Annotated in this window: 8 protein-coding genes; 3 read left to right on the top strand and 5 right to left on the bottom strand. The window is 73.2% G+C overall.

The window, feature by feature from the left end; translation table 11 throughout:
* Positions 1–144 precede the first annotated feature (144 nt).
* The 3 genes from ACWDR0_RS19055 to ACWDR0_RS19045 form a co-directional block, all read right to left on the bottom strand.
* Positions 145–528 carry an ATP-binding protein gene (locus ACWDR0_RS19055; protein WP_456352853.1) on the bottom strand — a complete coding sequence of 128 codons (384 nt, stop codon included), beginning with the start codon at positions 526–528 and terminating at the stop codon, positions 145–147.
* 279 nt (positions 529–807) lie between these two features.
* Positions 808–2,550: a pyruvate dehydrogenase gene (locus ACWDR0_RS19050; protein WP_456352852.1), complete on the bottom strand. Its 1,743-nt coding sequence runs from the start codon at positions 2,548–2,550 to the stop codon at positions 808–810.
* Positions 2,551–2,680: 130 nt separating this feature from the next.
* Positions 2,681–4,183 (bottom strand): protein phosphatase 2C domain-containing protein, encoded by a 1,503-nt coding sequence (locus ACWDR0_RS19045; RefSeq protein ID WP_456352851.1) that lies wholly within the window; start codon positions 4,181–4,183, stop codon positions 2,681–2,683.
* Between the two features lie 161 nt (positions 4,184–4,344).
* Here ACWDR0_RS19045 and ACWDR0_RS19040 point away from each other — a divergent pair, with 161 nt between their 5' ends.
* Both ACWDR0_RS19040 and ACWDR0_RS19035 read left to right on the top strand, forming a co-directional pair.
* Positions 4,345–4,827: a DUF456 domain-containing protein gene (locus ACWDR0_RS19040; protein WP_456352859.1), complete on the top strand. Its 483-nt coding sequence runs from the start codon at positions 4,345–4,347 to the stop codon at positions 4,825–4,827.
* Between the two features lie 50 nt (positions 4,828–4,877).
* Positions 4,878–5,252, top strand: coding sequence for a PPOX class F420-dependent oxidoreductase (locus ACWDR0_RS19035; protein ID WP_456352850.1), 375 nt, complete (start codon positions 4,878–4,880; stop codon positions 5,250–5,252).
* Positions 5,253–5,314: 62 nt separating this feature from the next.
* Here ACWDR0_RS19035 and rsgA read toward each other — a convergent pair whose 3' ends face one another.
* Positions 5,315–6,436, bottom strand: a complete 1,122-nt coding sequence (rsgA, locus tag ACWDR0_RS19030) for a ribosome small subunit-dependent GTPase A (RefSeq protein ID WP_456352858.1) — start codon at positions 6,434–6,436, stop codon at positions 5,315–5,317.
* 402 nt (positions 6,437–6,838) lie between these two features.
* Between rsgA and ACWDR0_RS19025 the strand changes: the two genes are divergently transcribed.
* Positions 6,839–8,329, top strand: a complete 1,491-nt coding sequence (locus ACWDR0_RS19025; RefSeq protein WP_456352849.1) for a hypothetical protein — start codon at positions 6,839–6,841, stop codon at positions 8,327–8,329.
* Positions 8,330–8,367: 38 nt separating this feature from the next.
* On the opposite strand, the gene ACWDR0_RS19020 is transcribed toward ACWDR0_RS19025, so the two are convergent.
* The gene (locus tag ACWDR0_RS19020; RefSeq protein WP_456352848.1) at positions 8,368–8,766 is read right to left on the bottom strand and encodes a VOC family protein; all 399 of its coding nucleotides are present in this window, start codon (positions 8,764–8,766) and stop codon (positions 8,368–8,370) included.
* Between the last annotated feature and the right edge of the window lie 96 nt (positions 8,767–8,862).

Genomic DNA, 8,862 nt, shown 5'->3' with positions numbered 1-8,862 from the left:
GCCGCTCTGCGTGCCCCCGCTGCCGCCCCCCAACGCCGTCTCCGCTGCCAGGTCCGCCGCCGGTTCCGGCCGGTGCCCGTCCCCGGCGGGCCGGGGACGGAGGCACGGGCCGGACGGCAGCCTCCGGGCCGGGCCCGGCCCGGCCTACGACGACAGCTCGTTCAGCTCGAACCAGACCGTCTTCCCGGCATGCTGGGTTCTGATCCCCCAGGAGTCGGCGAGGCTCTGGACCAGCGCCAGACCACGGCCGTGGGTGTCGAGCAGCTCGTTCTCCGGCCGGGGCTCCCGGCGGGCGGCGGGCGGCTCCGGGAAGCCCTCCACGAAGTCGCGCACTTCCACTCGCAGGGTCTCGCTGCCGACGGTGGCCGTGACGACCGCGCCGTGATCCGTGTGGATCAGGGCGTTGGTCACGAGTTCGCTGGCGAGCAGTTCGGCGACGTCCGCGGTGCCGCGGCTGCCCCACTGTCCCAGCATCTCCCGCAGTCCGTGCCGGACTTCGGGCACCGCTTTCAGATCGCCGCACCCCATGCGCCGGTGCAGCCTCTCCCTTCCTCGGGCCTGTCCGGGCATTCCCCCGTACCGGCCGTGTCCGTCCTCCGCGGAACCGGCCCATCCCTGACGCCCTGTCATCATCCCCACCCGTTGGTGTCGGACCGTTCGGTCGCGACTGCGCTTGCGTACCTTCCACGAATGCCCTGCCCCTTTCGGGAGCGGGCCACGCCTGAGGGAGCCGTCAACCCGGGCCGGGAGGGGATTTTTCCCCCAGCGGACGGATGTGGTCTACGCCTTCTGCGGGAGTCGGTGCCTTCAGGGCCTGGGCACATTGCGCAGGTTGGAGCGGGCCATCTGGAGCATCCGTCCGACACCGCCGTCCAGCACCATCCTGCTTGCCGACAGCGCGAAGCCGGTGACCATCTCCGCGCTGATCTTCGGCGGGATGGAGAGGGCGTTCGGATCGGTGACCACATCGACCAGGGCCGGTCCCTTGTGCTTGAAGGCGTCCTTCAGCGCCCCGGCGAGCTGGCGCGGCTTCTCCACCCGGACCCCGTAGGCACCGCAGGCCCGGGCGACCGCCGCGAAGTCGGGGTTCTTGTTGTGGGTGCCGTAGGAGGGGAGTCCGGCCACCAGCATCTCCAGGTCCACCATGCCCAGGGACGAGTTGTTGAAGAGGACGACCTTCACCGGCAGGTCGTACTGGACCAGGGTGAGGAAGTCGCCCATCAGCATGGCGAATCCGCCGTCGCCGGACATCGAGACGATCTGCCGTCCGGGGTCGGTGAACTGGGCGCCGATCGCCTGCGGCAGCGCGTTCGCCATCGAACCGTGGCTGAAGGAGCCGATGATCCGGCGGCGGCCGTTGGGCGAGATGTAGCGGGCGGCCCAGACGTTGCACATCCCCGTGTCGACGGTGAAGACCGCGTCGTCGTCGGCCAGCTCGTCCAGGACGGCGGCCACGTACTCGGGGTGGATCGGTACATGCTTCTCCACCTTGCGGGTGTACGCCTTGACGACGCCCTCCAGCGCGTCGGCGTGCTTCTTCAGCATCCGGTCGAGGAAGCGGCGGTCGTTCTTGACCCGGACCCGGGAGTTCAGACAGCGCAGCGTCTCCCGGACATCGCCCCAGACCGCGAGGTCCAGCCGGGAGCGGCGGCCGAGATGCTCGGGCCGGATATCGACCTGCGCGATCTTCACATCGTCGGGCAGGAAGGCGTTGTACGGGAAGTCGGTGCCCAGCAGGATCAGCAGATCGCACTCGTGGGTGGCCTCGTAGGCGGCGCCGTAGCCGAGGAGCCCGCTCATCCCGACGTCATAGGGATTGTCGTACTGGATCCATTCCTTGCCGCGCAGGGCATGGCCGACGGGGGCCTTCACCCGCCCGGCGAACTCCATCACCTCGGCATGGGCGCCCGCGGTGCCGCTGCCGCAGAACAGGGTCACCCGGTCGGCCTCGTCGATCAGCCGGACCAGTTTGTCGATCTCACCGTCGCCGGGGCGTACCGAGGGACGGGAGGTGACCAGGGCCGTCCGGGCGGACTGCTCCGGCGCCTGCTGCGAGGCGATGTCGCCCGGCAGGGCGACCACACTGACCCCGCTCTGCCCGATGGCGTGCTGGATGGCGGTCTGGAGCAGCCGGGGCATCTGCTTCGGGTTGGAGATCAGTTCGCTGTAGTGGGAGCACTCGCGGAACAGCTGGTCCGGGTGGGTCTCCTGGAAGTAGCCGAGACCGATTTCACCGGAGGGGATATGGGAGGCAAGGGCGAGCACGGGGGCCATGGAGCGGTGGGCGTCGTAGAGACCGTTGATGAGATGGAGGTTTCCGGGGCCGCAGGAGCCCGCGCAGGCGGCCAGCTTTCCGGTGAGCTGCGCCTCGGCCCCGGCCGCGAAGGCGGCGGTCTCCTCGTGGCGTACCTGGATCCACTCGATGCCGGAGTTGCGGCGGATGGCGTCGACGACGGGATTGAGGCTGTCGCCGACGACTCCGTAGAGCCGCTGGACTCCCGCACGGACGAGAATGTCGACGAACTGCTCCGCCACGTTCTGCTTCGCCATGGGACGGACGCCCTTCCTCCTGTTGACGGCGCGGAATTCCATCAACCCACGGAAGCCGGTTTCCCGCCTCCGCTGCGGTCCCGGTGGCCCCGGTACCGGCCCGGGCGCCGGGGAAAGGGCGTCCGGGCGGTCAGCCGGGGGCCTCGTGGACGGCGACGGCGGTCCGGTCGTCGGCGTACCCCTTGGCCCGCAGTTGTACGTCGGCGAGGAAGGCGGCCGGTTCCGGCGGGCCCGCGGGGCGCCAGCGCCGCGCCAGTTCGTCCGCCAGCCCGGGGGCGCCGCGCAGGGGTTCGGCGAACCCGGGTCCGGCCATCAGCAGGGTGTCCCCGGGGCGGGCGTCCCCGGTGTGGAAGCGGAACGTGTCGCCGGGTGCGGCGGGGGCCGGTTCGGACCACTCCCCGGCGCGCAGCCGGAAGAGCCCGCCGGGTCCGGTGCCGAAGAACACCCGGGTACGGCAGTGGGGGTCGGCGGTGAGCAGCAGGGCACCCAGTCCCGCCGTGCCGGGACCGGTCCCGGGGTTCGGCGGTCGCAGCCGGCCGGCGCCGCGGTCGGCCAGCCGGTGCAGCCCGGCGCGCAGGACGTCGCGCCGCCCGGCCCGGATATCGGCCGCCAGCCCGGTACGGCTGCGGCCGACGGCAGCGGCGAGCAGACGGCAGGCGTCCGCGGCGGTGCGGTGCGCGCCGTCGTCGGACCGGTCTCCGGTGGCGACGGCCACCAGGATCAGCGCCTCGTCCCCGGTGCCGAACCGGACCGTGAGGAGCGCGTCCCGGCGGTGTTCGCCGCGGAACCGTGCCGAGTCGCCGCGTACGGAGGCGGCCCGCAGGGTCCAGCGGCCGTACCGGGCCCCGTCGAGGACGGTGTCGGGAACGGATTCGCCGAGGTCCTCGGGATCGGCGGGCGGCAGCGCGGTGGGCTCCGGATCGTAGGTCGGGGGGCCGTCGCCGATATGCCCGGAGCGTAAGGGGGGACCGGCGTCCGCCGCCGGTGCCACCGGTACGGCCACCCGTGGATCCGGTACTCCGGCGGCGGCCCTGCGCCGGGACCGCGACGCCGTGACGGGCCCGGGCCGCGCGACGGGCTCCCGGCGCGGCAGCGGAGCGGGGGCCGGGGGCGCGGGGGCGGGGAGCGAGGGGAGCGTCGCATCGTGCGGGGGCGGCGGTGCGGGCTCCGCGGCCGGGGCAGGAGCGGCGGCGGCTTCCGGGGCGGGCTCCGCGGGATCGTCCCGGGCCGGGGCAGGGGCAGGGGCCGGGTCCCACCAGGCGCGGGGGCGTACCGGACCACTCTCCGCGACAGCCACGGTCTCCGGCTCCGGCTCCGGCTCGGGCTCCGGCCCGGCGGCCACCGGCTCCGGCTCCGGGAGGGCCGTCTCCGTCACCGTGTCCGGCCGGGTCACCGGCTCCGGCTCCGGCTCCGGCGGGGCCGCCTCCGTGACCGCCTCCGTCCCGGGCTCCGCCGACACCACGGGCTCCCGGCCGGACACGGCTTCGGCGGCCGAGGCGAAGTGTTCGTCGAGGCCGGTCCCGTCCACCGGCGGCGGGGCTCCCGCGGGCCGGGCCGGGGGTGCCGGGGGCTCCTCGTACAGCCGGTGCCACCAGTCGTCCGGTGCGGCGGGTGTCTCCCCCTGCTCACTCATGCCCTTATGTTCCACCGCGGACGGGACGGCAAAACGGGGCTTCCCGAAATGCGCCCGCGCACCACCCCGCACCTCTCCCTCCCCCGCTCCCTCCCCCACCGCACCGGGCCCACAACAGGCAGGGTGACCCGGGTTGGGGGAACCTGGTGGGCGTGGGTGGTGTGTGGCAGGAGGTCCTCCTGGGGTGCGTTTTTGCGTTCGGGCTGGCCGGGGTCCTGGTGCCCGGTGTCCCCGGCCGCTGGCTCGTCTGGGCCGCGATGCTCTGGTGGGCGCTGCACGAGCAGACCGGGCTCGCCTGGACGCTGCTGGTCTGCTCGACCGCCCTGCTCCTGCTGGTCCAGGTGGTGCTCTGGCTGATGCCGGCCCGGCGGATCCACGACTCCGGTGCCACCGGCCGGACCGCCGTCTGGGCGGGTGCGGGCGCGGTGGCCGGGTTCGTGCTGCTGCCGGTGATCGGCGCGATCCCGGGCTTTGTGGCGGGTGTCTACTTCTGCGAACGCCGCCGTCTCGGCGGCCACGGCCAGGCGGTGGCGGCGACGCGTCAGGTGATGCGCGCGGCCGGGGGCAGTGTGCTGGTGGAACTCTTCGGCTGTCTGCTGATCACGGGGGCCTGGCTGGGCGCCGTCCTGGCGGGTGGTGCATGACGGTCCCCACGGGTTACCCCGGGGGTGCCGCAGCGTGTGAGGCTGGGATCATGACCGAATTCACCGAGGCCGAGCGTGCCTATCTCGCGACCCAGCGGCTGGGGCGGCTGGCCACCGTCGACCCGAAGGGGCAGCCGCAGGCCAATCCCGTCGGTTTCTTCCCCCAGGACGACGGCACGATCCTGGTCGGGGGCTATGCCCTCGCGACGACGAAGAAGTGGCGCAACCTCCAGTCGAACCCCAAGGTCGCGCTGGTCGTCGACGACATCGTGAGCGTACGGCCGTGGCGGGTGCGCGGCGTCGACATCCGGGGCGAGGCCGAGCTGCTGACCGGCCCCCACGAGCTGGGGCCGCACTTCAGCGAGGAGCTGATCCGGATCCACCCCAGGAAGATCCACAGCTGGGGTCTCGACCAGGAGGAGTGAGGGCCGCGGGGACCGGTCGGCAGCGGTGCGAAAGCCCGTTGCCGCCCGGTCCCCGCGGTGTGTCAGCGCCCCTGGCGGCCGCGCTTGGCCTCCATCGCGGCGCGTCCTTCGGCGCCCCTCAGCCGCCATTCGCGGCGGAGTTCGGCGCGGGCCCGCGCGTCGGTCTTCGCCACGATGTACCGGTTCTCCCGGAGGAGCTTGCGGAAGCTCTCCAGCCGCCGCTCGGACAGCGTCCCGGCGTCGACCGCGGCGAGCACCGCGCAGCCCGGCTCGGCCTGGTGGGCGCAGTCGTGGAAGCGGCAGTCGGCGGCGAGTTCCTCGATCTCCGAGAAGACCTGGTTGACGCCGGTGGTCGCGTCGAACATGCCGACGCCCCGCAGACCCGGGGTGTCCATCAGGACCCCGCCGCCGGGCAGCGGCAGGAGATTGCGGGTGGTGGTGGTGTGCCGGCCCTTGCCGTCGATCTCCCGGACGGCTTCGACCAGCATGCTGTCCTCGCCGACGAGGTAGTTGGCGAGGGTGGACTTCCCGGCGCCGGAGACGCCGAGCAGCACACTCGTACCGCCCGCGACGACGGCGGCGAGGACGTCCATGCCCTCGCCCGTACGGGCGCTGACCGGCAGCACCTGGGCGCCGGGCGCGACGGCCTCGACATCGGAGACGAGATAGCCGAGCCCGGTCGCGTCCGGGACGAGGTCGCACTTGGTGAGCACGACGACCGGGGTCGCCCCGCTCTCCCAGGCCAGCGCGAGAAAGCGCTCGACCCGGCCGAGGTCCAGCTCCCCCGCGAGCGATACGGCGATGATCGCGGTGTCGGCGTTGGCCGCGAGGATCTGGCCCTCGGAGCGCTTGGAGGAGGTGGACCGGACGAAGGCCGTCCGGCGCGGGAGATACGTACGGACGTAGCGCGGGTCGCCGCCGGGCGGTTCGAGGACGGCCCAGTCGCCGGTGCAGACGACCCGGAGCGGGTCGTGCGGGGTGACGAACGCGGTATCGGCCCGGACGGTGCCGCCGGCGGTCACCACATCGCACTGACCGCGGTCGACACGGACGACCCGCCCGGCGGTGAGTCCTTCGGCGGCGTACGGGGCGAAGGCGGTGTCCCAGCCCTCGTCCCAGCCGTAGGAGACCAGGGCATGGTGACCGGTGGTGCTGCCGGAAGGGGTGCTGCCGGTGGTGGAGATGTTCAAGGGGGACCCTTCGGAGGGCGGTCCCGGCGGCGCGCCTCGGGCGCGCGGAGTACCGGAGTACGTATGTACAGGGGTACGGAGAGGTCAGCCGGGGACCACGGAGGTGGAGTGGACGGACTTCAGGTCACGGGCAGCGCTCAGCGCAATGACGGTCATGTCGCACACCTCCTCTTCTCGTCGGTCCGGCCCCGGCGGCAACCGCGCGGGGGCGGTCGCCGTGGGCGATGCCCTCACGCTAGAGGGTCCGGGCGGCGGGGCGCCACACCTTTTCCGCCCGGGCGGCTCCGGCGGCCGGAAGTTCCGCCGGAGGCCGGGGGCATACCGGGCGGAAAACCGCGCTGAAACGATTCGGCATCAGGGGCGGACACGGTCGGCGGGCGCTCGTATCCTCCCGGGATGCACCATGATCACATCGATGGCGTACCGGTTCTGTGGACCGGTGACCGCCAGGGTCCGCTCGAAGCGGTCCTGGTCTTCGGCGCCGGCGCGCTGGACGACCCCCGCGCGACACGCGGCGCGATCCGGCTCGTCGCCCATCTCGCGGCGAGCACGCTGCCGCGGACGCACCACCTCACCCTGGACTGGTGGAGTCTCGAGAACACCTGCTTCGGGGCGTCGGGGACACCGGAGCAGGTGGTGAACCACCTGGACGCCGTCTGCCGCGGTCTGTCCCGGCTGCCGCTGGACCGGCTGGCCCATGAGGCGGAGGTGCTGGCCACCAGCAACACCGACCCCGTCGGCGAGATGGCGGGGATCCTGCTGTGGGGCCGCTACGGCCATTCCGGGGCGGGCTCGGCGAACCACGAGGGCCCCGGGATCCACGGCGTTCCCGCCGGTGCCGTCCGGGCGGCCGCGGACCGGTTCTTCCACCGGGAGAACGCCGTCCTGGTGCTCTCCGGACCGCCCCCCGAGGGCCTGCGGCTGCCCCTCCCCGAGGGCCGGCGTCCGGCCTCCCGCCGGGCCATGGAGCCCGAAGCGGTCACCGGCGCGGCCTGGTTCTCCGCCGAGGAGGTCTCCGACCCCGGTATGTCCTGGCGTACGGACCCCGGGGACCCCGCCGCCGTGCTGGCGCACGCCCTCTTCCGGGACCGGCTCGTGCGGGCCCTGCGGCACCGGAACGCCCTCTCGTACGACGTCCGGGACTGCGCCCTCCTCGTCGGTCCCGGCACGGCCGAGTCGTTCTTCCTGCCCGACGCCCGGGAGGGTTACGAGCAGCAGGTCGCGGAGCTGATGTGGCAGGAGGCGCTGCGCCTCGCCGCCGAGGACCCCACCGAGGCGGAACTCGCCCAGGAGGTGGCGGGCTACCGGGGCAGATGGGAATCCCCCGACCACACGATGGACGAACTCGTGGAGGCCGCGACCTGTCTGCTGCTGGACCGGGAGTACCGGGACCCCGGCACCCGGCTGGCGGACCTCGCCGCGGTCACCCCGGACCGGGTCCGCACCGCCTGCGCCGCCGCGCTGCGCACCGCGCTGATGGTGGTGCCGGAGGGCCTCGTACCGCACCTGCCGCGCCCCGACGGCGGCCCGGTGCCCCCGCTGGGATGCTGGGTGTACGGCACCCCCGCGCCGGGGACCGTCTTCCGGCCGAAGGCGTACGAACGGCTGCGCCACCGGGAGGTGCGCCGGGCGCGCATGGTGGTGACCGACGACGGCCTGTGGCACGTGCGCGACCCCGACGACGTCCATTACGTGACGTTCGCTGACGCGGCCGGCCTCCTCGAATGGGAGAACGGTGTTCTTCTCCTGGGCCGGGGACACTGCTCCATCGACGTGAACGAACACGCCTACGCGGACGGCCACCGGCTGGTGGCCGCGATCCGGGCCGCCGTACCGGAGCATCTGCACTTCCGGGGACCGGGCTGGCGGGAGGATCCTCCCGACTGAGCCGGGTCCGGCGGCCGGGGCCCGGTCCGGCCGGGACCTCAGGACACGCCCTGGGCCATCTGCACGATCTGGATCAGATTCCCGACAGTGTCGTCCAGAACCGCCGTGGTGACCGGACCCATCGCCGTCGGTTCCTGGGTGAACCGCACCCCCAGGGCGCGCAGGCGGTCGTACTCCGCGCGGACGTCGTCGACGGCGAAGGACGCGGCCGGGATGCCGTCGCGGACCAGGGCCGTCTTGTACGGTCCCACCGCGGGGTGGCCGTCGGGTTCCAGGAGGAGTTCCGTGCCGTCGGGGGCTTCCGGGGAGACCACGGTCAGCCAGCGGGCGGCGCCCAGCGGGATCTCGGTCTTCTTCTCGAAGCCCAGGACATCGGTGTAGAAGCGCAGGGCCTTGTCCTGGTCGTCGACGAAGACGCTGGTCACATAGATCCTCACGGGCGGCCTCCCGAACGGTGGTGGGAGCCCGGAGCGGACCCTCCCGCGAGGGTACGGCCGGGACAACTCCGCGAGCGGGCGTTCCGGGGCGCGGCG

Source organism: Streptomyces sp. NPDC003691 (assembly GCF_053981115.1).
Note: the sequence above shows the minus strand (reverse complement) of the source record. Positions and strands in the feature narration are given on the sequence as shown.

Coding starts and splice junctions, on each gene's coding strand:
- ACWDR0_RS19055 (WP_456352853.1), bottom strand. CDS start 528: ATGGGGTGCGGCGATCTGAAAGCGGTGCCCGAAGTCCGGCACGGACTG.
- ACWDR0_RS19050 (WP_456352852.1), bottom strand. CDS start 2,550: ATGGCGAAGCAGAACGTGGCGGAGCAGTTCGTCGACATTCTCGTCCGT.
- ACWDR0_RS19045 (WP_456352851.1), bottom strand. CDS start 4,183: ATGAGTGAGCAGGGGGAGACACCCGCCGCACCGGACGACTGGTGGCAC.
- ACWDR0_RS19035 (WP_456352850.1), top strand. CDS start 4,878: ATGACCGAATTCACCGAGGCCGAGCGTGCCTATCTCGCGACCCAGCGG.
- ACWDR0_RS19025 (WP_456352849.1), top strand. CDS start 6,839: ATGCACCATGATCACATCGATGGCGTACCGGTTCTGTGGACCGGTGAC.